General features: G+C 39.3%; 19 protein-coding genes. 7 read left to right on the plus strand and 12 right to left on the minus strand.

What is annotated here, in order from left to right:
- Position 1: 1 nt before the first annotated feature.
- From uvrB to NYP55_RS01140, 3 genes are all read right to left on the minus strand, one after another.
- On the minus strand, positions 2-2116 hold the full coding sequence (gene uvrB / locus NYP55_RS01130; RefSeq protein WP_472781437.1) for an excinuclease ABC subunit UvrB: 2115 nt from the start codon (positions 2114-2116) through the stop codon (positions 2-4).
- Between the two features lie 90 nt (positions 2117-2206).
- On the minus strand, positions 2207-2887 hold the full coding sequence (gene coaE, locus NYP55_RS01135; RefSeq protein ID WP_018638941.1) for a dephospho-CoA kinase: 681 nt from the start codon (positions 2885-2887) through the stop codon (positions 2207-2209).
- 55 nt (positions 2888-2942) lie between these two features.
- Positions 2943-3467: a GNAT family N-acetyltransferase gene (locus NYP55_RS01140; protein WP_128831803.1), complete on the minus strand. Its 525-nt coding sequence runs from the start codon at positions 3465-3467 to the stop codon at positions 2943-2945.
- 566 nt (positions 3468-4033) lie between these two features.
- Between NYP55_RS01140 and NYP55_RS01145 the strand changes: the two genes are divergently transcribed.
- A complete protein-coding gene (locus tag NYP55_RS01145; RefSeq protein WP_472781438.1) occupies positions 4034-6205 on the plus strand; it encodes a sialidase family protein in 2172 nt (723 codons plus the stop codon).
- 142 nt (positions 6206-6347) lie between these two features.
- On the opposite strand, the gene NYP55_RS01150 is transcribed toward NYP55_RS01145, so the two are convergent.
- From NYP55_RS01150 to NYP55_RS01160, 3 genes are all read right to left on the minus strand, one after another.
- Positions 6348-6677 carry a TM2 domain-containing protein gene (locus NYP55_RS01150; protein WP_009994376.1) on the minus strand — a complete coding sequence of 110 codons (330 nt, stop codon included), beginning with the start codon at positions 6675-6677 and terminating at the stop codon, positions 6348-6350.
- A gap of 220 nt (positions 6678-6897) precedes the next feature.
- Positions 6898-8400: a 30S ribosomal protein S1 gene (gene rpsA, locus NYP55_RS01155; protein WP_004113153.1), complete on the minus strand. Its 1503-nt coding sequence runs from the start codon at positions 8398-8400 to the stop codon at positions 6898-6900.
- Between the two features lie 163 nt (positions 8401-8563).
- Entirely contained in the window at positions 8564-9448 is an 885-nt protein-coding gene (locus tag NYP55_RS01160) for a bifunctional methylenetetrahydrofolate dehydrogenase/methenyltetrahydrofolate cyclohydrolase (RefSeq protein WP_004130520.1), read from the minus strand.
- A 299-nt stretch (positions 9449-9747) separates the two neighbouring features.
- On the opposite strand from NYP55_RS01160, the gene NYP55_RS01165 reads away from it, so the two are divergent.
- A complete protein-coding gene (locus NYP55_RS01165; protein ID WP_415680711.1) occupies positions 9748-10818 on the plus strand; it encodes a metal ABC transporter solute-binding protein, Zn/Mn family in 1071 nt (356 codons plus the stop codon).
- 93 nt (positions 10819-10911) lie between these two features.
- On the opposite strand, the gene NYP55_RS01170 is transcribed toward NYP55_RS01165, so the two are convergent.
- A complete protein-coding gene (locus tag NYP55_RS01170) occupies positions 10912-11520 on the minus strand; it encodes a pyroglutamyl-peptidase I (RefSeq protein WP_115757184.1) in 609 nt (202 codons plus the stop codon).
- A gap of 351 nt (positions 11521-11871) precedes the next feature.
- Between NYP55_RS01170 and nox the strand changes: the two genes are divergently transcribed.
- Together nox and NYP55_RS01180 are read left to right on the plus strand one after the other, a co-directional pair.
- Entirely contained in the window at positions 11872-13212 is a 1341-nt protein-coding gene (gene nox, locus NYP55_RS01175; RefSeq protein WP_472781439.1) for a H2O-forming NADH oxidase, read from the plus strand.
- 208 nt (positions 13213-13420) lie between these two features.
- On the plus strand, positions 13421-14554 hold the full coding sequence (locus NYP55_RS01180) for a 4-hydroxybutyrate dehydrogenase (RefSeq protein ID WP_004132241.1): 1134 nt from the start codon (positions 13421-13423) through the stop codon (positions 14552-14554).
- 165 nt (positions 14555-14719) lie between these two features.
- Here NYP55_RS01180 and NYP55_RS01185 read toward each other — a convergent pair whose 3' ends face one another.
- Both NYP55_RS01185 and NYP55_RS01190 read right to left on the minus strand, forming a co-directional pair.
- Entirely contained in the window at positions 14720-16798 is a 2079-nt protein-coding gene (locus tag NYP55_RS01185) for a YhgE/Pip domain-containing protein (protein WP_004130169.1), read from the minus strand.
- On the minus strand, positions 16788-17555 hold the full coding sequence (locus NYP55_RS01190) for an ATP-binding cassette domain-containing protein (protein WP_032819532.1): 768 nt from the start codon (positions 17553-17555) through the stop codon (positions 16788-16790). The genes NYP55_RS01185 and NYP55_RS01190 overlap by 11 nt, the downstream gene beginning before the upstream one ends.
- Positions 17556-18210: 655 nt before the next feature.
- Here NYP55_RS01190 and NYP55_RS01195 point away from each other — a divergent pair.
- Both NYP55_RS01195 and NYP55_RS01200 read left to right on the plus strand, forming a co-directional pair.
- Positions 18211-20013, plus strand: coding sequence for an ABC transporter ATP-binding protein (locus NYP55_RS01195; protein WP_004130173.1), 1803 nt, complete (start codon positions 18211-18213; stop codon positions 20011-20013).
- Positions 20014-20382: 369 nt separating this feature from the next.
- Complete coding sequence (locus NYP55_RS01200) at positions 20383-21714, plus strand: Na+/H+ antiporter family protein (protein WP_346284135.1); 1332 nt, start codon at positions 20383-20385, stop codon at positions 21712-21714.
- Positions 21715-21871: 157 nt separating this feature from the next.
- Here NYP55_RS01200 and NYP55_RS01205 read toward each other — a convergent pair whose 3' ends face one another.
- The 3 genes from NYP55_RS01205 to NYP55_RS01215 all read right to left on the minus strand — a co-directional run bounded on the left by NYP55_RS01205 (position 21872) and on the right by NYP55_RS01215 (position 24509).
- Complete coding sequence (locus NYP55_RS01205) at positions 21872-22705, minus strand: nucleoside phosphorylase (protein WP_346284134.1); 834 nt, start codon at positions 22703-22705, stop codon at positions 21872-21874.
- Between the two features lie 165 nt (positions 22706-22870).
- The gene (locus NYP55_RS01210) at positions 22871-23425 is read right to left on the minus strand and encodes a LemA family protein (RefSeq protein WP_472781440.1); all 555 of its coding nucleotides are present in this window, start codon (positions 23423-23425) and stop codon (positions 22871-22873) included.
- 97 nt (positions 23426-23522) lie between these two features.
- Positions 23523-24509 carry a DUF3137 domain-containing protein gene (locus tag NYP55_RS01215; protein WP_472781441.1) on the minus strand — a complete coding sequence of 329 codons (987 nt, stop codon included), beginning with the start codon at positions 24507-24509 and terminating at the stop codon, positions 23523-23525.
- 365 nt (positions 24510-24874) lie between these two features.
- On the opposite strand from NYP55_RS01215, the gene NYP55_RS01220 reads away from it, so the two are divergent.
- Entirely contained in the window at positions 24875-25474 is a 600-nt protein-coding gene (locus NYP55_RS01220; RefSeq protein ID WP_016799393.1) for a hypothetical protein, read from the plus strand.
- Positions 25475-25497 lie beyond the last annotated feature (23 nt).

Below are 25497 nucleotides of genomic sequence, written 5' to 3' on the forward strand. Positions count from 1 at the left end.
ATCACCTATTAGCCGCATCCATTTGACGCAACTCTTTTTTAAGATCGCGTATCTCGTCGCGCAATCGCGCTGCAAGTTCAAATTGCAACTGTTCTGCAGCCGTATGCATTTGCTCACTCAAATTCTTAATCAGCGACATAATATCGTCTTGCGGAAGCTCAGAAATATTCGCCATACGCTTTTCTTTGCTTTGCTGCCCAAGATTTGGTTCTTTTGGCACGCCATAATGCGAGTTCCCAGCCTTATTAGCATTCCTGTAACCGCCTGCTAGCAAAGTTTGAGTATCAACATCCTCTTTAGCAAGCATGTCGTTCACATCACTAATCTTCTTTCGCAAAGGCTTAGGATCAATTCCATGAGCCCTGTTATACGCGATTTGCTTTTCGCGACGGCGCTCTGTCTCGCTAATCGCCTTGCTCATAGCATCAGTAACAGTATCCGCATACATAAGAACAGTTCCAGAAACGTTACGAGCAGCACGACCAATCGTCTGAATAAGCGAACGGTAAGATCTTAAGAAACCTTCCTTATCTGCATCCAAAATCGCAACAAGCGAAACTTCCGGCAAATCCAAACCCTCACGAAGCAAATTAATGCCAACAATCACATCAATTTTGCCTTCGCGAAGCTCGCGCAAAAGCTCCACTCTGCGCAAAGTATCAACATCCGAATGCAAATACTCAACTTTAATACCAAGCTCAAGGAAGTAATCAGTTAAGTCTTCTGCCATTTTCTTCGTAAGAGTAGTAACAAGCACGCGCTCATCTTTTGCCACTCGCGCCTTGATTTCCGCAAGCAAATCGTCAACTTGGCCTTCTACAGGGCGAACCTCAATCTTAGGGTCAAGCAAGCCAGTTGGGCGAATAATCTGCTCAACTACACCATCCGAAAGCCCAAGCTCGTAATCTCCAGGCGTTGCAGAAAGATACACAGTTTGACCAACATGCTCCAAAAATTCTTTCCACTTTAACGGGCGATTATCCATTGCAGAAGGCAGCCTAAAGCCATGCTCTACAAGCGTTCTTTTGCGCGAAGCGTCGCCTTCATACATGGCTCCAATTTGCGGAACGGTTACATGTGACTCGTCTAAAACAAGCAGAAAGTCGTCTGGGAAAAAGTCAAGCAAAGTATGCGGAGGCGTGCCAGCCGCGCGGCCGTCAAAATGCCTAGAATAATTTTCCACTCCTGGGCACACCCCAACCTGGCGGAGCATCTCCAAATCATACGTAGTTCGCATCTCTAAACGCTGAGCTTCCAGCAATTTATTTTGCTTTTTAAGCTGCACTACTCTTTCATCACGCTCTTTTTCAATCGCCTTTAACGCGCACTCCATGCGCTCAGGTCCTGCAATATAGTGAGATGCTGGGAAAATATGAACGCTACTCTCCTGGCGAATTACTTCCCCCGTAAGCGGATGCAACATGGTAATTCTGTCAATTTCGTCGCCAAAGAACTCAATTCTCACAGCTAATTCTTCGTACACTGGAATAATCTCGACTGTGTCACCTCGCACTCTAAAAGTTCCGCGCGTAAACGCAATATCGTTGCGCTTGTATTGCATGCTCACAAATTGGCGTAATAAATCGTCTCGCTCAAGCTGCTCGCCAACGCTTAGCATAAGCATTCGCTCGGCATACTCCTCTGGAGTACCAAGGCCGTAAATGCAAGAAACAGTAGCCACAACAACGCAATCCCGTCGAGTAAGTAAATTTGCTGTAGCTGCGTGACGAAGACGCTCAACATCGTCGTTAATATTCGAGTCTTTTTCAATATACGTGTCTGTTTGCGGAATATACGCTTCTGGCTGGTAGTAATCGTAGTAAGACACAAAATAGCTCACAGCATTATCTGGCATAAGCTCACGAAACTCTGCGCAAAGCTGAGCTGCCAAAGTTTTATTCGGCTCAATAATAAGGGTAGGCCTTTGCAAACGCTCAATAAGCCAAGCGGTTGTAGCGGTTTTACCAGTTCCTGTAGCACCCATTAAAACAACGTCGTTTTCGCCGTTTTCAATGCGATTAGCCAGCTCGTCGATTGCTTGCGGCTGATCTCCTGAAGGCTTGTATGGCGCTTTTACTACAAAAGGCTTGTTTGTGCGCTGAATTTTATTCGACATTACTTTTCTCCAAGAGCATTTTATTTATTTTACTAAAACCCAACAATCGCGCGGTTGCTGGCGACTTTTCCTTTGGGTCTCTAATGCTCCTTACTCATCCTTACTAATCCACGTTTTAATTTTTGAATCAACGCTTTTAAGCATAACTTCCATAGGTTTTGTAGAATCAACCACAAAATCCGCGATTTTCCTTCGCACAATCTCTTCAACTTGATTATTTATGCGCTGCTGCGCCTGATTCTGGCTCATTTTGCGCTCGATTATCATTCGCGCAATGCGAACATCTTTAGGCGCTTCAACTGTAATAATATGGTCAAAACTAAATGGAATGCTGTCAATTACTTGCGCGAGAAGCGGAATATCGTGCACAATAATCGAGCTCAAAGCGCCGACTTTGCAACGGTTTTCTTTGAGCTGACTATCATGCTTGCTTTCATACTCGCTTATATACTCACCTTCTAAAGTCTTCGCTAAATCATAAATAGCAGGATGAATAAGCGATTCAATCCTGCTTAACGCTTGCTTATGATTTACATCATCACCAAAAATATGCTCCGCAATAAACTCGCGATTCAAAGAGCCATCATTCAAAACGGCATCTTCCCCAAAAATGCCTACGATTTTCCGCAAGACTACGCTTCCTGGTTCCACTACTTTACGCGCTAAAACGTCGTAATCTATAACAAACGCGCCAAGCGAACGCAAATGGTTTACTACAGTAGATTTTCCAGCCGCAATTCCGCCCGTTACAGCAATACGCATCATTGTCATATTTTGATTATAAACGATACATTTCTCACAATAACGTAAGTTTTAATTGACACAACTAAAACTTCTTATATAGCACGCAGTAAATAGACCCGTAATAAGATTTCCAATTATCGGTTAATAAACTGTATCCAAGCTTATTATAAAAATCTAAAGCAACAACATTATTATCTTTTTCTGTAGATAAAATTATTGTTTTATATAATTTAAGATTTTCGACTTTCTTCATAAGCGCACTGCCAACGCCTATATGCTGAAACTCAGGATCTACAAACAACTCATTTAATTCTAAGCTTTGATTGTACCAATCATAATTTTCTGATAAAAATGGCTTAATTTGATTCGCATACCAATTATCTTGTAATAATTCTATGCCATATAAAACACCGATAATACGATTATTCATTGTAGCAACAAGTAAAAGCGCACTATTGTTATCTTTCAAACTATCTAATATGCGCTCACGAACATTATCTATACGATCCAGTTCTTTAGGGAATGCTTTTAGATATAAATCTAAAATTATATTCATATTATCTTTGGCTTCTGAATAATCTAATTTTTTAATTTCAATGTTCTTCATAAAAATCCTTTATACAAGCTACTATCCGTATTACAACACAACATATTTAATCGACATATGCATATTTGATTTTACATAACCATCGTTATATAAGTACTAATTATTATTTTCGAAATATTTTCGCTTATATTCACTTAATCAATATAATTTCTTCTTTTTATCATAAAATTCAACATACGTCACATGTCATATGAATGATTTAGAATCTACAGATACGAGGTAATTGTTCTCGCAAACTATAAAGACAAAGATGTAATTTATAGGTAATTACTTATACGCCTTCAATGAAGAAAGGAATATAATGATTGGAACAGCGCATAAAGTTTGCAAAAATATTTTCTCAGCAATTCTTACATCTGCAACAATTGTGTCACTTAGCATAGGTGTAGCATCAGCAACTACCCCCCCCCCCTGAACAAACTGAACCAGTAACATTTACGATTACACGTACGGATGATTTAAAAAATGATGTTCGAGTTGGGGATACGCTAAGATATAAGCTGACTTACACAAATAACACTAATCACAATGTGACTGTTTGGCCAACTAACAGTAATCTCACTGCTGTGGCTGTTGAAGGGAATAACGGTAACTGTAGATGGAGAAATCTGCAACCAGGAAAAACTGTATCATGCACGCAAGGATTCCATATAACAGAGGATTCTGATATTAAAGAAAAAGGTTTCACTCCAGCAGCCGATTGGAAAATTAGCAAAGATGCAAATGGTAATGAAGTTATATCTACTCCAAAATTAATTGGAGACAAAGTTACAAATATTAATCCAGTTCCAAGGCCTAGAAAAGACGGAGATCCCGTTAGATTAGCAACAATAGGTCAAACTGTAGAAGGACTAACTGGAAAACCTTATTATAGAATACCTGCAATAGCTGAAGCTAACAATGGTTGGATTCTTACAGCTTGGGATTATCGACCAAATAGTGCAGCTGATGCTCCTAATCCAAATTCTATTGTTCAAAGAATATCTAAAGATGGTGGAAAAACTTTTGAAAAAATACAAATCGTAGCAAAAGGAAAAGAAAACCCAAATAAATATGGATTCTCTGACCCTTCATATGTTGTAGACCAAGAAACAGGCAATATTTTCTTATTCTTCGTCAAATCATACGATGGTGGAGTATGGGATTCTACAGCTAGCACTAATCAAAGTGATAGACATATTTTAGATGCTGCTGTTACTTGCTCAAAAGATAACGGTTTAACTTGGAGCGAACCAAAAGTTATAACTAAAGACATAACTAAATATCCAAAAAATGAACGAGCTAGATTTGCTACTTCTGGACATGGAATTCAACTAAAATACGGAAAATATAAAGGTCGTTTAATACAACAATACGCAATAGTAAACAGTTCCAATGGAAGTGTGCAAAGAAACAATGAGAAGTGGCAAGCCGTATCTGTATACTCTGATGACCATGGAGTAACTTGGAAAGCTGGAAATCCAGTTGGACTAGGTAAAGAACAAAGCCATATGGATGAAAATAAGGTTGTAGAGCTTTCTGATGGAAGAATTATGTTAAACTCTAGACCGCATGAAGGTGGTGCAAATAATCATAGAATCATTGCTTTTTCTAATGATGGCGGAGAAACGTATGGTAAAGCATACAAAGATGAGACACTGCCAGATCCAGGTAATAACGCTCAAATAACAAGAGCATTCCCAGATGCTCCAATTGGATCTGATGCAGCTAAAATCCTCTTATATTCATCTTCTTCTGGTTCTGGAAGAGCAAATGGTTTGATACGTGTCTCATACAATGATGGAGAAAATTGGACAGAAGAAAAGGGATTCAAGAATGGCGCAATGGCTTACTCCACTATTCAAGCTTTAAGTCAAAAAGCAGGAGGCGGCTATGGTCTTCTATATGAGGGCGATAATAATGACATAATGTATACGAGAATTTCTGCTGAATGGTTAAGTATACGTCCTAACATAACCTTAGGTTCTACAACTAAAATCAATCTATCCACCAAAGAGATAAGTCTTCCTGTGGTAAATCCTACGAGTACTAAATATGAAAATATTAAAGTTACGTCTATAAACACAAGTGATTTTACTGCATCAAGCGATTCTGTAACAATCGAAGCGAATAAAACTACATATATTCCTTTGAAAATTGAAGTGCCTAAAACAGCAAAAGTTGGAGATAAACTTACTGCAAAAATTCGTATTGCGTCTGCAAATAAAAATCAAGATCGTTCAAACACAGAATTATCATTTGAAACGACTATAACCTTAAATGTTGTAAGTGAAACTAAAAATTCTAGTACTCAAACAGATCCTCTATCTAACGATCAATCACATACTGATATACAAATCAGCAAAGATTCTGAAACAACACAATCTGAAAAGGAGATAAATAAGAATATTAGTCCAAATATAATTCCAAATAAGAATAACAATAAACAGAACAGCAGTACATTTAGCACAGATAAAGAATATTCTCAAAATTACAGAAAGGATTATTCCAATACAGACAATTCCAGAACGAATTATAATTACTCTTCAAAAGCAAAACATGATAATTACAATGTGGATAATAGCAGCATTGATAATGAAAATAATGATAAGCATTATAGTAAATCTGGCAATGCTTTAGCAAAGAATAGAGGAATGATGCAAAAAACTGGAATCAACACAACTATTCCTTATGCTTTAATGATTCTATTAATAGCTATCTCTGCAGCATTAATGAAATTAAAAAATATGCAATATTAAAGAATAAGTGTATTTGCTATATTATTCATTTGTTCTAATGTTTTAGGCATAAAAAATAAAAGATGCGTTTTGGAAATTGAATTCTAAAACGCATCTTTTATTTGTAAAATTACTTATAAATCTTAATACTAAATATTTATTTTTAGTCTTTTAACTCAGCACCATCAGCATCTTTGTGCCACTTACTTCCAGGCTTTGAGCAAAGAATCAAAATACCCTCAACCAATGCCCATATTCCCGTAATAATCAACAGGAAACCAAAGGAAAGAACAGAAATAAGCAGCTGTGCAATCGCCTTTCCTTTAAAACCAAGATAAAAATTGTGCACACCTAAAAATCCTAAGAAAATCGCTAGCAAACCTGCAACAATTTTATTGCGCGAGCTTACTAAAGTTGCTTTAGCGTTTTCCTCATTATTACCATCATACGAAGGGAACTGAGGATTTTTCTGATTGTTATCAAACGTGCTCATAATCTTCACCAATCCTTTTAAGAATTATGATTAATGTTTAAAAGCATCATATAATCATTATTCTTAAAAGAAAATTAATTGTACCTATATTTAATTACAAAACTTGAGTCACAAAAATACTCGTAAAACATACTCAAAATAGTAGCCAAACATAAACAAAATTGCCCCGATGGTAACTCATCAGGGCAATTGTTAATAAACTTCTAGTAGAAAGTAGAAACTACTTCTTTTCGCTCAAAAGCTGTTCGCGCAAAGCTGCGAGCTGATCGGAATCAGCTAAAGCACCTTCGCTAGCTGCTTCAGAAGAATAGTTGGAAGCAACTTCTTCCTTCTTTTCTTCCTTAGCTGGCTTCTTTTCAGCTTCTTCGTTCTGACCATCAGCGGCTGCGGATTCTGCTGCAGCTGCGAGTTCCTTAGCGGCAAACACCTTGTGCTGCTCCCACAATTCGTGAGCTGCTGCATACTGTGCTTCCCACTCTTCGCGCTGCTGCTCGTAACCAGCAATCCACTCGTTAGTGTTTGGATCGAAGCCTTCTGGGTACTTGTAGTTTCCTTCTTCGTCATACTCAGCTGGCATGCCGTAGAGAGCTGGATCGAAATCTTCAGAATTTGGATCAACAGCCTCGTTAGCCTGCTTCAAGGAGAGCGAGATACGACGACGATCGAGGTCTACGTCAATAACCTTAACGAATACTTCTTCGCCACCCTTAACAACAGTTTCTGGGTTCTCTACATGACGGTTAGCAAGCTCGGAAATGTGAACCAAGCCTTCGATGCCGTCTTCAACGGAGATGAACACACCGAACTGAACAATCTTGGTAACCTTGCCCTTAACAACCTGTCCAGGAACATGGGTGCGAGCGAAGCGCTGCCATGGATCTTCCTGAGTTGCCTTAAGGGAGAGGGAGATGCGTTCGCGATCGAGATCAACGTCGAGAACCTCAACGGTAACCTTATCGCCAACCTTAACAACCTCAGATGGGTGATCGATGTGCTTCCAGGAAAGCTCGGAAACGTGAATGAGGCCGTCAACACCGCCGAGGTCAACAAACGCGCCGAAGTTTACGATAGAAGACACAACGCCTTCGCGAATCTGACCCTTCTTAAGCTGCGAGAGGAAGGTCTCGCGAACTTCGGACTGGGTTTCCTCGAGGAACTGACGACGAGAAAGCACAACATTGTTGCGGTTCTTATCGAGCTCAAGAATCTTAGCCTTAATCTTCTGACCAATGTATGGGGAAAGATCGCGAACGCGACGCATTTCAACGAGGGAAGCTGGCAAGAAGCCGCGCAAACCGATGTCTACAATCAAGCCGCCCTTAACAGCCTCAATAACGGTACCTTCAACAATGCCGTCTGCATCCTTGATCTTCTCAATATCACCCCAAGCACGCTCGTACTGTGCACGCTTCTTGGAGAGAATAAGACGTCCTTCCTTGTCTTCCTTAGTTACAACAAGGGCTTCGATGGTGTCGCCAACTTCAACAACATCATCTGGATCAACGTCTTTCTTGATGGAAAGTTCACGGGAAGGGATTACACCTTCAGTTTTGTAGCCGATATCCAATAATACTTCGTCGTGATCAATCTTTACGACGGTACCTTCAACTAAATCACCATCATCAAAATTCTTGATGGTTGAATCGACTGCCTTGATGAAGTCTTCTTCGGTGCCAATATCATTAATCGCAACCTTGGCGACTTCGTTATTATTCTCTGCCATTACTTATTAGTGGTTTCTTCTTGGGGTGGATATTACTCGATATTAAATTATGACTTTTGCACGCGCACTATGCACGCGCTCTGTCAATGTTATATATAGGCATAGCCAAAATCGCCGTTTTACTTCGGGCGTGTCGTGCGACTTGATATTTGCTACTTAACACTTACTTGCCACTCGCTGCTCGCTCAGCCATGTCAACAACATTAGCCAATAGCATTGCGCGAGTCATTGGTCCAACTCCACCAGGATTTGGCGAATACGCTCCCGCGACTTCTCTACAAGCAACATCAACATCGCCTTTTACGCGATACCTTCCCACTTCTTCATCAAAAACGCGCGAAACACCAACGTCAACCAACACGGCTCCAGGCTTAACATCACACGGCTTTACAAATCCCGCGCTGCCCATTGCTGCAATAATAACGTCGGAGCGCATCATAATATCGTGCAAATCACGAGTGCGAGTGTGGCACAATGTTACAGTTGCGTCTACTCCCCTGCGCGTAAGAAGGAGCCCGATTGTTCGGCCAACCGTGATTCCTCGTCCAAGTACGCACACATTTTTGCCTTCAAGATCAATGTTATAAGCATCTAAAAGCGCCAAAATTCCTCGCGGCGTGCATGGAAGAGTCGTAACAATATCTCCCGAAATATGCATAACCAGCTCGCCCAAATTATATGGATGCATTCCATCGCAATCTTTTGCAGGGTCTACTGCCTCAATAATTTTTTGGGAATCAACTCCCTTTGGCAAAGGCAATTGCACAATAAAACCTGTGCAAGAAGGGTCATTATTAAGCTGATTTACGGCTTTAAGAATTTCGTCTTCGCTAGCGTCTTCTGGCAAATCGCAGCGGATTGAGCGAATCCCCACTTCTTCGCAATCCTTGTGTTTTCCGGCAACATACTTCAACGAACCAGGGTCGCTTCCAACTAAAAGCGTTCCAAGCCCTGGATTAATGCCTTTTTCTTTAAGCTTTTCTACTCTATTTTTTAAGTCGCTTTTAATACTTGCAGCTAGCGCTTTTCCATCTAATACAACAACCATGATTCACTTCCCAACTCGTATGTTAATTCTTATGTTCAACTTACAAATCATCTAACACAATTCGTACGCGTAGGATATTCGTATGGATAGGATATCGTGAGGTATCGAAGTGCGCGATACAAAGCATCGCGACACAACTGCTAATAACTGAATATTATAATAGAATTGTATTTATATTGCATAAGCAAGCTACTGCGAGCCTTTGAAAAACAAGCCTTGCAACAGACAAGCCTTGCAGCAAACTAGAACGAGTTTTAACAAGTGCTAATGCTAATAACACTGACGGAAGGGGCGCAAAGATGTGCGAAAATATTTTTCATTTAACTCGCGCAAAGAAAATATGCAAAGCTGTTTTAGCGTGCATAATTGTTCCATCAATGTTGCTTGGCATAGCTGGGTGCGGTGAAAGCTCGCAATCTTCTAAAACTCCAACGCAACCCAAAAAAGAGGTTAAGCAAATTAAGGTTGTTTCCACTCTTGAATCTTGGGCAAGTTTGGCTAGAGAAATCGGCGGAAACGATGTTGAAGTGCAATCTATAATCAGCAATCCAGATACCGATATGTCTACTTTTAAGCCGTCTAGTAAAGATTTGCAAAAGCTGTATTCTGCGCAAGTTGTTGTGTCAAATGGCGCTGGCTACGATAGTTGGGTTGCAAAGCATACGTCTAAAAGCAGCGAGATTGTAAACGCAGCTTCTACAGTCGGCGCGCTAAATGGCGATAACCCTTATCTTTGGTTCTCAAAAGATGCTAGAAACGAGATGGCTTCTAGCATTTGCAACGCTTTTTCTAAAGTCCTTCCTTCAAAAAAGAAGGTTTTTGCTAAAAGACTTGACGCAGTTAAATCGCAAGAAAATAAGCTTGATGAATATCTTTCAAACTTTGCTAAAAGTCACAAAAAGTTTAAGTACGCTTCAATAAATCCTGTTCTTTTCTGGCTTATGTCCGATATGGGAATCAACGATTCTGCACCTAAAGCATATGCTCAGCAAGTAGCGCAAGGCGACGAAGTAGACAAGGCTAATATAGATGAATTCCAAAAGCTTATTGAAGAACGAAAATTCGACGTACTTATAAGCAATAGTCAGCATAAAGGCGACGATATTAACATTTTGACGGGAACTGCTGGCAGAAGCTACACATCTGTAATGTGGGTTAATGAACTTATGCCAACGTATGCAACCGATTTAAGAAAATGGGTTATGAAGATTTGCGAAGACATTGACAATGCTAGCAAAACTACGACCGATATGCGCAAAGATTTAGCAAAGCAAGAAGCTGATCAAAAGAAGCCTATTACCGAAAAGCCTACTGTTTCTCAGCCAGATCCAAACAGGTCTAACGAGGGCCAGCAAGATCCTGGAAAGTAGGCTCGTGCTTGAGCAAGTATAGACAATAAATACTTCATACTATTTATTAGCAATTACTTACGAATTAAAGATTTGCTGGCGATTTATCTGCAATCACTTGCAATCATCTGCAATCACTCGCAACGCAACTTCAACACCTCGAAGCATATCATCTAAACTCATAGAACTCGTGCTCGGCTTATTGAGAACCTGTTCAGGCAAATACGGAACGTGAATAAAACCGCTCTTAATTGGCAATTTTTTAGTCTGGCAATAATTACAAACACTGTAAAGCACGTCATTACACACGTATGCGCCAGCAGAAAAAGACACAGCCGCAGGCAATTTTGCTTTATTTAAAGCATCAACTATGTTCACAACTGGCAAAGTCGCTTTATAAGCCACATCACCATCCTGCACAACAGGCTCATACCAAGGCTTATATCCACTATTATCTGGTATGCGTGCAGCTCTACAGTTAATGCCAACATACTCAACGTTAAAACAAGCAGAACCGCCAAATTGCCCTAACGAAAGCACAGCATTAGGGTTAACTTCCTCTATTTTCTCAATAACTTTTTGCGCGCCCTTGTTAAATTCCGTAGGAATCTGCAAACGAACAAGTTCCACACCCTCAGGCGCATGCACTGATTGCGCAATCTCCCACGAAGGATTTATAGACTCATTATCAAACGGCGTAAAACCAGTAATCAAAATACGCATTACAATACCCCCTCATACAACTCTCACTTATCAAACTTTATCAAACTTTATAAAACTTTATCAAAATACATTGCAAAAACTGTATACACACTAATGCACTTGTATAGAACATTCATGATTCTATTACTTACTTCACTTTCATAGCAAAGTTTAAATGGTAATTACAACTTATACAATAATCAAAAACAACACACCTAGACTCACGATTAGCAAGACTCGTCTTAGTGTAATATGATTGTCTATTGGCGCGTGCTTAACGAACAATGTTGTTAACAGCGCGCATATAAAACAATATAAATAAACCATATAAATACACATAAATAAAAAATCAATGACGAAAAGAGATTACCGATGACCAAGATTATTCAAATTGGCGCAAATCATGCTGGCACTGCCTGTGCTAACACCATTTTGAGCTACCCAGGAAACGATCTTACAATTTACGATCAGAATAGCAACATTTCCTTCCTTGGCTGCGGTATGGCTTTGTGGATTGGCAAGCAGATTCAAAGCAGCGATGGCCTGTTCTACCAAAAGCCAGAAGATTTCGTTAAAAAAGGCGCAAAAGTAAATCTGGAAAGCAAAGTTCTAGACATTGATTATGCAAAGAAAGAAGTTACTGTAGAGCTTAAAGACGGCACTGTTATTCACGATTCTTACGATAAACTCGTTCTTGCTACTGGCAGCCTTCCAAACAAGCCACGCATTAGGGGCATTGACTTGGAAAACGTGCAAATGGTAAAGCTTTTCCAGAACGCGCAAACTGTTATTGCAAAGCTTCAAGAGCGCGATTTCCATAATGTTGTGGTTCTTGGCGGCGGCTACATTGGCGTGGAACTTGCGGAAGCGTTTAAGCGTTTGAACAAAAACGTGACTCTTATTGACATGGAAGACCATATTCTTAACGGCTACTTTGACCCAGAGTTTTCCGATAATTTGAAGAAAATTATGGAAGATAAGGGCATTAAGTTTGAGCTTGGCCAAGCTGTTGAAGAGATTGTTGGAGATACTGAAGTCAAGGCTGTTAAAACAAGCAAGGGCACTTACGAAGCCGACATGGTGATTTGCGCTATTGGATTCCACCCAAATGTTGCTCTTGGAAAAGATCATTTGAAGCAATACGAAAATGGCGCTTTCCTAGTTGATAAGAAGCAGCAGACTTCCGACCCAGACGTGTACGCTATTGGCGATTGCGCTACAATCTACGACAACGCTCGAGACCGCGTAAACTACATTGCGCTCGCTACTAATGCCGTTCGAAGCGGCTTGATTGCAGGCCACAATGTTTGCGGAACTCCTGTAGAAACCGAGGGCGTGCAAGGCTCTAGCGCAATGATGATTTACGATTACAAGCTTGTTTGCACTGGTTTGAGCTTGACTGCCGCTCAAAAAGAAGGCATGGACGTTGACTACGTTGATTTTGAGGATACTCAAAAGCCTGCGTTTATGGAAGTTGAGAATCCAAAAGTTAAGATTCGCATTGTTTACAAGAAGGATTCTAAGGTGATTGTTGGATGCCAATTGGCTTCTAACTACGATATGTCTGCAGCAATCCACCTGTTCTCTCTTGCTATTCAAAAGAAAGTCACGATTAAAGAGCTTGCTTTGTGCGATATCTTCTTTATGCCTCACTTCAACCAGCCATACAACTACATTACAATGGCAGCTTACACGGCTTTGTTGAAGGGCTGATTAATATCTGATTAGACTTTTCTGATTAGCTTAGGCTGAATCGCTTTTTGCTGATTAGCTTATGATTAGCTTAAATCGCGTTTATTAAACCAAGCAATTTGTTCTATAATGGAGCAGTTGCTTGGTTTTTTAATCATCCGCGCACAAATCGCGAACCAAAACGCGCATATTAGCGTAAGACATACAAATTAAAACAAAGGAGTCTAGGATGAAGCAGCTCTCTATTAAGCCGACTATTCATAAATTTGAAAATACGCGCGATTTTGCGCAAGAATTTAAGCTTTGCAAAGACGATTTGGTTATTACAAACAAGTACATTTGGGAGCCTTATTTTGGCAGCTTAAACCTTGATTGCAATGTGATTTTCCAGGAAAACTACGGCAAGGGCGAGCCAAGCGACGAAATGGTTGATGCAATTGTTCGAGATATTCACACTACCCCAAAGCGCGTGATTGGCATTGGCGGCGGCACTGTTTTGGACATTTCTAAAGTTTGCGCGTTAAAGCAAACAAGCCCACTCGAAGACTTGATTGACGGCAAGATTCCTGCGCAAAAAGGCGCGGATCTTATTCTTGTTCCAACTACTTGCGGAACTGGCTCCGAAGTTACCAACGTTGCCGTGTTCTCGCTTACAAAGCGCAACACTAAAAAGGGTTTAGCAAACGATGCTTGCTACGCTACAGACGCGGTTCTTATTCCAGAATTGTTAAAAAGCCTTCCAGATTACGTTTTTGCAACCAGTTCTATTGATGCCCTTACGCATTCTATTGAGTCTGCGCTTTCACCTATTGCAACCGAGCTTACAAAAATGTTTAGTTACAAGGCTTGCGGGCTTATTTTGCAAAGCTATATGCGAGTTGTTAAGGAAGGTAGCAGCGCTAAAAGCCAAGTTGTAAGCGACTTGGTTTCTGCAAGTCTTTACGCTGGCATTGCTTTTGGTAACGCTGGCTGCGGTTGCGTGCACGCTATGGCTTATCCACTTGGCGGCACTTTCCACGTGGCTCATGGCGAAACAAATGCTGCTCTTCTTACAAGCGTTTTGCGCTACTATGCTAAGCATGATGCAGAAAACAGTACTAGCGCCGAAAACACTGAGCTTTCTAAGCTTTTTGACTTTATGGCAAATATTCTTGAATGCCAAAAGGTAGATGTATTAGATAAGCTTGACGAAGTTCTTAACACAATTTTGACTAAGCACAAGCTTCACGAGTATGGCATGAGCGAAGATATGATTCGCGACTGGGCTTCAAGCGTTGTTAAAGAGCAGCAACGACTTTTGAAGAATTCGTACATGCATATGAGCGAAGATGCCATTGCCGAAGTTTACGCATCTACTTTCTAAAGTCAGATTTCACTACAAAGTCAGATTTCACTAAAAAGTAAAATCTAACTAAAGATTTCACTAATTTCACTAATTTCACTAATTTCACTAAAAAATAAATCCCCACAACAATGAAGGTTGTGGGGATTTATTTTAGGGATTTCAATTATCGCGACTATGTGAAACTTACGCGTCAAGCGTTATTACAGGATGCAAATCAAACATTTTTACAGTACGCTTCATGCGGAAGGCAATGCTTGTTATAGCAATCGCAATAACGCCGAAAAGCACAAGCATTCCAACGCCAGAGACTATTTCACCACTGTTCTTTCCAGACATTGCTTGACGCAACCCCATAATCGAGTACGTCATTGGCAAATATGGGTGAACAGCTCTAAAGAACGATGGCGTCATTTGTACTGGGAACGTTCCTGCAGAGCTTGTGATTTGCAACATAAGAAGCACAATAGCAACTATTCGCCCTGGCATTCGGAACACCACCATAATCATTTGCATTATTGCCATAAAGACTATTGACGCTATAATCCCCAGCGCGTAGAATGCACCAACATTATCGATTTGGAACTTCAACGCTCCTTGAACAACGCCCATAAGAATAATCGCTTGCACTACGCCCATAATCACAAACGGCGTCAAGCTAACAAGCGCGCTTTTAAGCGGATTCATGCCGTTTAGTATCGCTCGCCTATCCATAACTCTCAAAACGAATGTTGTCATAAGAGCACCAACCCAAAGGGCGATAGAAATAAAGTAAGGTGCAAAACCGGTACCGTAGTTTTCAACGTGCGAATACTCGTGCTCCTCCAAGGAAACTGGTGCGCTCATCATCTTACTTTTTTGCTTAATATTGTTGATTTTGCTAGAGTTTTGTGCGCTTTTAAGACCTTCATGTAACTTTTTAGCTCCATCAGCAAGCTTTGGAGTATTTTCAGAAAGCTTTTGAACTCCAGAATTCAATTGACTTGATCCATCAACTATTTTTGCAGACCCAAGCGCAGCAGAATTAATACCATTATTGAGCTTTTCACTTCCGTTGCTTACAGCGCTAAGACCTTCCGCCAGCTTATTTGCTCCAGCGGAAAGCTGCGATGAGCCACCTCGAACGCTTGATATTCCTTTAGAAACGGCGTCAACTCCAGCTTTTATCTTCAAGCTACCAGAAGAAAGTGCTCCAGCACCTTGGCTCAACGCCGAAAGATTCGTCTCTAAGAGCTTAGAATTTTCGCTTAATCCTCCTGCAAGACCTTGCAATTTTTCTAACACAAGCTCTTTTGTTACAAGCGGATTTTGCGCTTCAACAAGCAATTGAGCAAGCTGATTTTTTGTAGCCTCGTTTCCAGCCTTAACATGCTGTTCAAGCTGCGCACTAGAATCTGAAAGCTTTTGAGCACCATTATATAGTTCGTCTGTAGCGTTATATAACGTTTGCGCTCCACTATTTAGCTGATTTGCGCCATTTGCCAAATCGTTAGTTTTTTGAGCTAAGAATTGCGCTCCATCTTTGCTTTGCGCATTTGCATTTTTAAGCGATTGCGCTCCCTTTTGAAGTTCGCTTAATCCGTTTTGTAGTTTTTGCAAAGACTGAGTAAGCTTAATCGATCCATAAGCAAGCTTATCTACTCCGCCATTAAGCGATTGCATTCCAGCGCTTAAATCGCCAGAACCACTCACTGCTGAATTAAGAGAATCAGAAGCAGAATTTACTTTTTCAAACATATGCTCCCAATATTCTTGAACAATCGCCTCACTAATTTCGCTTCTCATAGTGCGGAAAGCAGTTTTACCGATTTGTGAAGCCAGCATATTGCTTGCTTGATCGTATTTTACGTGAAGCTTTGCTTTAGTAGGAGTATCGTATTGCGCAGAAGCAATGCACTTACTAAAAGACGATGGAATAGTTGCTACCATAAAATAATCGCCATTTTTAAGGCCTTTATTTGCTTTAGCGCTATCTACAAAGTTCCACTGGAATCCTTCACTTCCATCTTTTTGATTCTTTAAACGATTCTTGATTTCATCGCCAACATTGCGCATTTTGCCGTTTATCATCGCACCGTCATCTTCCACAACAAAAGCGACTGGAACGGTGTCTAGCGTTTTGTAAGGATTTGTAAACGCCCACAAGTAAAGCGATCCGTATAAAAGTGGAATCAAAGCTACGGTTCCAATAACAAGCTTTCTAGCTTTTCCTTTCATCGTATTGTTAATCTCACGAAATGCAAGAGCAATAGTATTAACGTGCATTGTTTTCACCACCATTTGCTTCACTTGTAGCAAGTTGAGAATCAGTATGAGAATTTTCTGTTTTCTCATTATTTGGCATAAGTCTTAAGACTTGATCCGCTTGCTTTTCTAACTCACTTTGCAAAACTCCAACAAGGCAGGAGCAGTAGTTTTTGCTAACATATTCGCGAATGTCTGCAAGTAAGCATTCGCTTTGCTCACTAGTAAGCTCCATCTCAATTCCATCAACAAATAGCAGCCACGGCTTTTTTAGCAAAGCCAACGCAATTGCCAAGCGCATGCGCTCGCACGGAGTCAACTCTCCTATTGCTGTTTTGTGAGGAGAAAATACTTTCCATTGAGTTAGCACGTTGTAAGCGTACTGCTGTAAAGCTTCACGGTTTTTAACATCATTTTTGTATTGCTTCAAAAATAGAGGCGAACGCGCTGCTAGTTTCAGCTCGCTCATAAGAACTTCTTCTATTGTTTGCATTTTGTAGAATTCGTTAATTCCGTTGAATAATCCCAATCCCACATATTTACGCGATTCTTTAAAATCGTTAGGAAGAGTTGCGTCCGCAATAGTAAGAGTTCCGTTCGTAAATTTCATATAACCAGACAATGCAAGCAGCAAAGCTGATTTTCCAGAGCCGTGTTCGCCTGATATTGCAACGATTTGATGAGGCTCTACTTTTAACGATACGTCCCAAAATGGTGTTCTTCTAAATATTTGTAAACCTAATTCTTTCGCTTCTATAAGCGTTTGTTCTTCTTGCATAATTTGCATGATTTGTTTGCTGCAAAATACCGATGGTATACATTTCTAAATGGTATACATTTTTAATGTTGCTATCGAAATTGCTATGCATTCCTCCTTTGTATCTAACTTTTTCAATTTTTCAATTTTTCAATTTTTTGATTTTTTGATTTTCCTAACTTCAGACTCAATATTTAATTCTGATATCGCCTACAATGATTTTGGCGACTACCTCATATTGCTATGTTGCAACAAAAGGTTATAAATAAAGAGGCCAATTATTGACGTCAATCCCCCGAAAGTACTTTCATTGTACTCTTCAAGGTGAACAAATACTAACTTATTTTTGAACATTTTGTTCATTTGTCTATATTTTAGCTCTAAAAACACGCTATATATAACAAAATCTCACATTTTTGATTTAATCGTGTGACTTCTAATATTATTTCTGGTGAACATTACCTATAAGTTTGTCTAAGTATTTATATAAGTATTTATATGTGTTGTCATATGTTGTCAAGTAGATAATTGTGACCAATCAGAATGAGTATGATAATGTAGCTTTCAACGTTTTGTAGCGAGCGAATCAGAAAAACAGAAGCGAAAATGCTAGCTACAAAAATACCATTAGAGAAAAATAGCAAAATAGATATAAAGGAAGCGAGAGGTAGCGAGAATGAGCAAAACTGACAACACGGCAAATCAGAATTCACGCGCAAATCAAAATACTGCGTCGAATCAGCAATCGCCTGCGAATCAGCAATCATCCAAACTACATCCCGACGTAAAAAATTACGTAAAACTATTTTTCAAAGAAAACAAGCTTGTAGCTTTTCTTTCGATGATAGTTTTTATTGCCTTGTCTATGATTTACACTGCTATTTCTTGGATTTTGCAAATTATTTTCGATTATATGGCTGGTAAAGGAGCTTTTTCTTTAGCTACTATTTTGCTGCTTGTAGTTTCCTTTATGCTGGCAATCTCCCTGATTTTCGCGTTAAAGCGCAGCGCGTATCCTCGCTTTCTTGAAAAAGCAATGAATCAGTATAAAGAGTCTGTTATTAAAAAGCTGTTAAAAAAGAGTTATAGCGATTTTTCGCTTGCAAATTCTGGAACATATCTTTCTGTGCTCACTAATGATTGTGAGCGTATTCAAGAAAAGTATTTGAAGAAGATTTTTGACTTTGTTCAAGACGTTCTTATGCTTGTAAGCTCGCTAGCTCTTATGATTTACTATAGTCCGTTGCTCACTGTTATTGCTCTTATTATTTCTGTGCTTCCAATGGCGTGCTCGATTCTTACAGCTAGCGGAATTGCCACTCGCGAGGAGCAGGTTTCTAAATCGAATGAGTCTTATACGGCCCTGACGAAGGATGTTTTGAACGGAGTTTCGGTTATTAAGAGTTTTAAGGCGGAGCAGGAGGTTATTAACCGTTATCAGAATCAGTCGATGGAGCTTGAGCATACAAAGAATCTTCGCGAAAAAACGATGACTACTGTTTCTGCTCTTGGCACAATTTCCAGCCTTGCAACTCAGCTTGGCGTAATGCTTGTTGGCGCTTGGATGGTTAACGCTCATGTTGGTGTTATTACTGCTGGAATGGTTTTAGCTTTCACTAATTTGATGAATGGCGTACTTCAGCCTATTGCAAGTCTTCCACAAATGCTTGGCGAGATGAAGGGTGCTAAGAAGCTTATTAGTAAGATGGCTGATTACATGAGTAACGCTAAAGAGGATTCTGGCGAGATTATTGACGATCCGATTAAAAGTGTTGTTTTGCGAGATGTTTCATACGCTTATGATGCGGATCGTAAAGTCTTGAAAAACGTAAATCTAACTTTGCAAGCTGGAAAATCTTACGCGATAGTAGGGCCTTCTGGTGCTGGTAAGAGTAGTTTGATTAATCTGCTTATGGGCTACTACAAGGATTATAAGGGTAGCGTGCAGCTGAATAATCACGAACTTAGCAATGTGAGCAAGAGTTCGCTTTATGATAAGACGACTCTTATGCAGCAGTCTGTGTTTATGTTTGATGCTTCGATTTTAGATAATATTACGCTTTTCAAGCCGTTCCCGGATGCGGAAGTGAATCGCGTGATTCACTTGGCTGGTTTGGATGATTTGATTGCCGCTAAAGGCAATGATTATCAGTGTGGCGAGAACGGTAGTCATCTTTCAGGCGGCGAAAAGCAGCGTATTGCTATTGCGCGAAGCTTGCTTAAAAAGTCCGAGATTCTGCTGGTTGACGAGGCAACGAGCGCGCTAGATAACGAGACGAGCGTTAACGTAACGCAGTCTATTTTGGATTTACAAGGAATTCTTCGACTTGTTGTAACTCACCGCTTGGATGCCAATTCTCTTAAGCAATATGATGAAATTCTTGTGATGAAAAGCGGCGAACTTATTGAGCGCGGAAGCTTTGAGGATCTTATGAATCAGAAGGCTTACTTCTACTCGCTTTACACTGTGTCTATGTAATACTGTTACGCTGGTTTTGGATTGGCTTGCGCTGTACAATTTAGCGCAATAAATTCTGAAGCAGCGCTAGTAACCATTAGGTGCAATTTTGCGGTGATTGGGTACTAGAGATAACAACACAGCTGAGCCTACTCTTAAATGCTATTGCTAACAAACTATTGTGAACGAATCTGCATTAATGTATTAATGTATTTAACTTTTAAAGAGTGATTTATAAAAGCGTAATCTAAGTTTTACTTTACGAATAAAACTTTACGTAAGTCTTTATGATATTGTCTTTAATTATTAAAATTTAAAAATTATAAAAATTGAAAAACATATTATTACAAACATCAAAATGAAGATAACTTTAAAAAGAGGTGAAAGAGTATGCAAATTTTAAACATTCTATGCAACCCAGTAATTGTATCGGTTGTAGTGTTATGCGCGTTAAGTCTCGCTAAACTCAATGTTTTACTCGCAATGATTGTTGCGTGCGTTGCAGGCGGCATTGCCGGCCATCTCCCTCTTTTTGGAGATGGAAGCCATACTATTATGGCGCTGCTTTGCGATGGATTTTCCACAAACGCGCAAACTGCGCTCGCCTACATTCTTCTTGGTACTTTTGCAGAAGCCATTACAGCAACCGGTCTAGCTCAAATCATTTCTAAAAAAATCAGTAAACTTATTGGCGCAAACAAATTTATTCTTCTTGCAGTTCTAACGATTATTGCATGCATGTCTCAAAATATTGTGCCAGTTCATATTGCTTATATTCCTATTCTTATTCCACCAATTCTTTCCATTATGAACAAGCTTAAGCTAGATCGCCGTGCTGCCGCTTGCTGTACTGCGTTCGGCCTAGAAGTTCCATACATTGCTATTCCATTTGGCTTTGGCTTAATTTTCCAAACAGTTATTGCAACTAATCTTTCTAAAAACGGCATGAAAGTTAGCGTTTCAGACGTTAGCGCTGTGAATTGGTATTTAGGTGCTGCAATGCTTGCAGCTTTACTGTTTGCAGTTTTTGTTCTATACCGCAAGCCTCGCGAATATAAAACAACCGAAGCAGATACTCGCGCTGCAGACGCTGTTGTTGGCCCGCTTACTAAAGCACACTACGTAACCATTCTTGCGATTATTGTTGTTGTAGTAGTGCAAGTTATTAGTAAGGATCTTTCGCTTTCTTCTCTTGCAGGTCTTGTAACCATGATTATTTTTGGCGCAATAAAGTGGAAAGACATCGACAAGCAGCTTATGGGCGGCGTTAAGCTTATGGGTCTTATTGCATTTATTATGCTCATTGCTGGCGGCTACGCTAACGTGATTCAAGCTACGGGCGGAGTTAATGAGCTTGTACACCTTGGCGTTGCTTGTATGGGTCAAAACAAGCTAATCGCTGCATTCGTTATTACGATTATTGGCTTGCTTGTTACTATGGGCATCGGCACCTCGTTTGGCACGGTTCCTATTCTTGCAGTTTTGTTCGTACCGCTTTGCCAAAGCATTGGTTTTAGCACTCCTGCAACAATTCTTCTTATGTCTTCCGCTGCAGCTCTTGGAGACGCAGGTTCTCCTGCTTCCGATACAACGCTTGGTCCTACTTCTGGCTTAAATGCAGATGGTCAGCACAGCCACATTTGGGATACTTGTGTTCCAACATTCCTTATTTTTAACATTCCACTTATGGCTGCAGGCATTGTAATATCGCAGTTTATTTAGCATTTAGCTGAAAGTCACCAACAATATACATCTAATAAACGCTGGTGAAGATTTTTGCCATTTGCGGCTATTTTCTTCACTACCCCAAATTGTAAAAAACAGGCAAAGTTTGATACACGTCGAGCCCATTAATTAGCTCTGTAAACGCGTACAAAAATCAAATGCGCAACACTGCTTCAATACAAAGCTCAAGCGCATACGCTTTAGAATCCCCACCCCAATTGCGCTCATCGTAATTTTCAACATCATGCAAAGTATCTGCAGTATAAAGAATCTCACCCCAAACAATCTCACGCATTTGCGCACACGCAGCTAAAGCAGAACACTCCATCTCCACAACCGCGCAGCCCTCCTGCTTACGACTAGCAACTTTCGTCTTAGTTTCACGGAAAAACCCATCCGTAGTCCACGTTTTAACTTCATGATAAGGCAAATTGTGCGCTTGCAAAGTTTGTAAAATAGCATGCCTTGAACGCTCTGAAACGTCAACATAACGACTTGGAGGCAAATAATGATAAGAAGTTCCCTCATCTCTTAAAGCTTTATACGGAACCAGAAAAACGTTTTCCGCATAATCAACTAGCGATCCGCAAGAACCAGCACTAACGACTTCCCTAACGCCGTAAGAAATCAACCAATCTAATATCTGAACAGCGGCAGGAGCGCCAACTGGGGCCTGTACCAAGCAGATTTTTTGCGTTTCTTCTTCTACTTTTTCATCTACTTTCTCACCTGCATTCTCACCTGCCTTATCCCCTACTTTTTTCTCTACTTTCTCTTCCAAAACATATATTGGATATACTTTAGTTGCAGATTCAAAATTTGCTACAATCGTAGCTTTCCTGCTTAAAGCATACTGATCGATTTCATCGCCTAAGAAAGCAAAAACCGCTTTAGATGGAAGCTGAACAGAAATATTATCGTGATTTGGCATTAAAACTGCACTTTTATCTGAATCATACTCTAAAATCGGTAAATCATATTCTGCCATATAATCAGCTCCTTCACACAATCAGCTCCATCCTATAATCACTCAATACTATATACAAATACAAGCATTAGTACGCAAAGATTATAAAAAAATAGCCAATCACTGCAAATTCGCGGGCGATTGGCTACTTCATATATGTATATGCTATCTAGCTCAATATAGTGTCTAGCCCAATATGCTATCAATATTCTTCTTATTGCTTAGATCATCTTCATCAAGAAAAGCCATCTGCTTTATTCCGCTTAATCTTGCAATAAGCGAAACTGGGAAGGTAACAATATTTTGATTAAGAGTACTAATGTTACTATTTACTATTCTTTTTGCTGCAGCCAGCTGCTCGTTTTCGTCGTTCACTTCTTCTTGCAAATTCAAAAATTGTTCTGAAGACTTTAATTCTGGGTAAGCTTCTGCCAAAGCATAAATCTTCCCTATTGCATGATTCTGATTTTTCATTGCTTCGCTAGAATCCGCAGAGTTTAATCCTTCTCTTAAACTCACCAAATCAACTAATGTTGTTTTTTCGTATTTTGCAAACGATTGCGCAACTTTAAGCATTTGGCAAATCGTGTCGTACCTTTTAGCGAGCGCAATGTCAACGTTTTTTTGCGACTCTTCTATAATCACCCTATATTTTCTTAGTCTATTTAACGTACCAATAAACCAGCCAATAGCCACTACAAGCACTGCCGCAATAACTATTAAAATAGTCTTATAATCCATAATGTCTCCTTTATTTTTAGCCTTTTTCTAGTCTTAATTATCTCTAATTTTGCAATTCACAAGTATTGCAATTTCTACTTTTTTAATTTTATAGCTTCTAATTTTGCAATTTTTCTCTAATTACGCTGATTATTTCGTAATATTCAGCCAAAACATCTCTAAATCTTGCATATTCTATTGTTAAAGATAGGTTTTCTATTCCAGATTTTCCAGGATTTCCTAATATATACCGACCAGAATCAAAAGCTGCAATAATATGCTCGCTATCTAGATATATGCAAACTCTCATTCTTTTTTGCAAATTATTCAATGCTTCTATAAAACTTGGATCTAATACAAGCTTTGTATAAAAATCGTCTGTAGAAAAGATTGAATACGAGTTGTTAAACTCAATGGATTCTGTTTGAACTTCACTCTCCTCTTTTGTTTTTTTGCCATAGTATCCACTTAGTTTTTGCCCCATAAAGTTCTTTCCAGTAACAGGAACAATTCTAATGTGACCATTTATATTGGTTTTTGCGTTTATTAATAAGACTTGCCCAATAAAATCCGTTTTTTTAACAGTTTTTCCACTTTCACTTCTAGAAAAGTGTATTGCTTGCATGTTTGAAAATTCAGTTTTGAATTCATCGCCAAAAATTATGTGTTTATTTGAATAATACCTACTCGATATTGGCAGAAGATTATTAAAAATACTATTGTCAATTCCTTCAGAATTTTCTAATACCGTTCCTGGCAGAATCGCATTTAGAATCGGCGTTAAAACATTATTCGCATATAGAGTATTTACATCAACCTTATTTGTTACAAAAAACTTGCCAGCAAAGCAAACAACAAAGGCAACTATTATGAGTAAAGGATATTTATAAGTAGAGTAGTCAAACGAAGGAAGATAATTGCCAACAGCACCAATAATCAGCACTACTGGTATTAATGGGATTAAACGCATTGGGTCAAAAGCGTTATTTTTTATGCCTTCTTTTAACTCATTTAGTTTCCCTTGCATTTGGGGAGATTTTTCTAATTTATTAAGTCTTTCTAAAACTTCGGGATTTGTAAACACGTTACTATGTTTTACATTCATCGTCATCTCCCTCTTATAATCGCCAATATTTTTATAACAACATCTTTATAAAAGTCATAAAAGGCTCTTATATTTTTTTATCATAAATAATCATTATTTGGAATAGTTAAATTTGTGATAGCAAAATTTGGAATAGTGAAATAATCAAATAACAAAATAATAACAACTTTGATTTTGATATAAAAGTGATATAGCTGTGATTATTTTCAATAAAGACTTAATACAAAACAAATAACAAAGAACAAAATAACACAAAATAAACAATATAACAATTTATAACACATTAATTTTCAACTACTTTAATAACATTTCTCAAAGCGTATAATGAACTTGAATTTATTCCTTAACTGATAGGAAGTTCAAAAATGGTAAAGAAACTAAAAACTATTTGGAGCGTTAAATTAACTACTGCTTCACTCGTACTAATACCAGCCGCAATCGGCATAAATTATGTTGCAAAACTATTCGCTAGCATGTTAAAGCTACCTCTTTGGCTTGGCACACTAGGCACTTGCATTTCAGCATGCTTAGCAGGACCTGTTGTGGGCGGAATTGCTGGATTTTTAACCAATATTGTCTACGGCTTAACAATTGATCCAATTTCTACAGTCTATAGCATTACAGCTGCAGCAATCGGCGTAAGCGTTGGAATCGCTGCACGACTAAAGTACATGAACAAAGGCTTACACATTTTTATAACAAGTCTTATTGTTGCAGCAATCGCAATAATCATCTCTACACCTCTAAACATGATTTATTGGGGCGGAACCACTGGAAACGTTTGGGGCGACGCTGTTTTTGCAGCAATGGGCTCCAAAGGCTTCTTTGCATCATTCGTAGATGAGCTTGTTGTAGATATACCAGACAAGATTGTTGTTTTGTTCCTTGCAGCTGGAATTTATAAAGTTCTTCCTAAGAGTTTAATAGCTATTTATCAATCCGATGACGAAGATCTTGATAAATAAGCGTTTATCGCAAGCAAATAAAT

Source organism: Gardnerella sp. c10Ua_31 (assembly GCF_055700915.1).

What these genes read in the sequence shown, in the direction of transcription:
- NYP55_RS01160 (WP_004130520.1), bottom strand. Translation starts at nt 9,448, where the DNA reads ATGGTTGTTGTATTAGATGGAAAAGCGCTAGCTGCAAGTATTAAAAGC.
- NYP55_RS01220 (WP_016799393.1), top strand. Translation starts at nt 24,875, where the DNA reads ATGGTAAAGAAACTAAAAACTATTTGGAGCGTTAAATTAACTACTGCT.
- nox (WP_472781439.1), top strand. Translation starts at nt 11,872, where the DNA reads ATGACCAAGATTATTCAAATTGGCGCAAATCATGCTGGCACTGCCTGT.
- NYP55_RS01185 (WP_004130169.1), bottom strand. Translation starts at nt 16,798, where the DNA reads ATGCACGTTAATACTATTGCTCTTGCATTTCGTGAGATTAACAATACG.
- rpsA (WP_004113153.1), bottom strand. Translation starts at nt 8,400, where the DNA reads ATGGCAGAGAATAATAACGAAGTCGCCAAGGTTGCGATTAATGATATT.
- NYP55_RS01210 (WP_472781440.1), bottom strand. Translation starts at nt 23,425, where the DNA reads ATGGATTATAAGACTATTTTAATAGTTATTGCGGCAGTGCTTGTAGTG.
- NYP55_RS01215 (WP_472781441.1), bottom strand. Translation starts at nt 24,509, where the DNA reads ATGAATGTAAAACATAGTAACGTGTTTACAAATCCCGAAGTTTTAGAA.
- uvrB (WP_472781437.1), bottom strand. Translation starts at nt 2,116, where the DNA reads ATGTCGAATAAAATTCAGCGCACAAACAAGCCTTTTGTAGTAAAAGCG.
- NYP55_RS01165 (WP_415680711.1), top strand. Translation starts at nt 9,748, where the DNA reads ATGTGCGAAAATATTTTTCATTTAACTCGCGCAAAGAAAATATGCAAA.
- NYP55_RS01200 (WP_346284135.1), top strand. Translation starts at nt 20,383, where the DNA reads ATGCAAATTTTAAACATTCTATGCAACCCAGTAATTGTATCGGTTGTA.
- NYP55_RS01190 (WP_032819532.1), bottom strand. Translation starts at nt 17,555, where the DNA reads ATGCAAGAAGAACAAACGCTTATAGAAGCGAAAGAATTAGGTTTACAA.
- NYP55_RS01180 (WP_004132241.1), top strand. Translation starts at nt 13,421, where the DNA reads ATGAAGCAGCTCTCTATTAAGCCGACTATTCATAAATTTGAAAATACG.
- NYP55_RS01150 (WP_009994376.1), bottom strand. Translation starts at nt 6,677, where the DNA reads ATGAGCACGTTTGATAACAATCAGAAAAATCCTCAGTTCCCTTCGTAT.
- NYP55_RS01195 (WP_004130173.1), top strand. Translation starts at nt 18,211, where the DNA reads ATGAGCAAAACTGACAACACGGCAAATCAGAATTCACGCGCAAATCAA.
- NYP55_RS01140 (WP_128831803.1), bottom strand. Translation starts at nt 3,467, where the DNA reads ATGAAGAACATTGAAATTAAAAAATTAGATTATTCAGAAGCCAAAGAT.
- coaE (WP_018638941.1), bottom strand. Translation starts at nt 2,887, where the DNA reads ATGACAATGATGCGTATTGCTGTAACGGGCGGAATTGCGGCTGGAAAA.
- NYP55_RS01205 (WP_346284134.1), bottom strand. Translation starts at nt 22,705, where the DNA reads ATGGCAGAATATGATTTACCGATTTTAGAGTATGATTCAGATAAAAGT.
- NYP55_RS01170 (WP_115757184.1), bottom strand. Translation starts at nt 11,520, where the DNA reads ATGCGTATTTTGATTACTGGTTTTACGCCGTTTGATAATGAGTCTATA.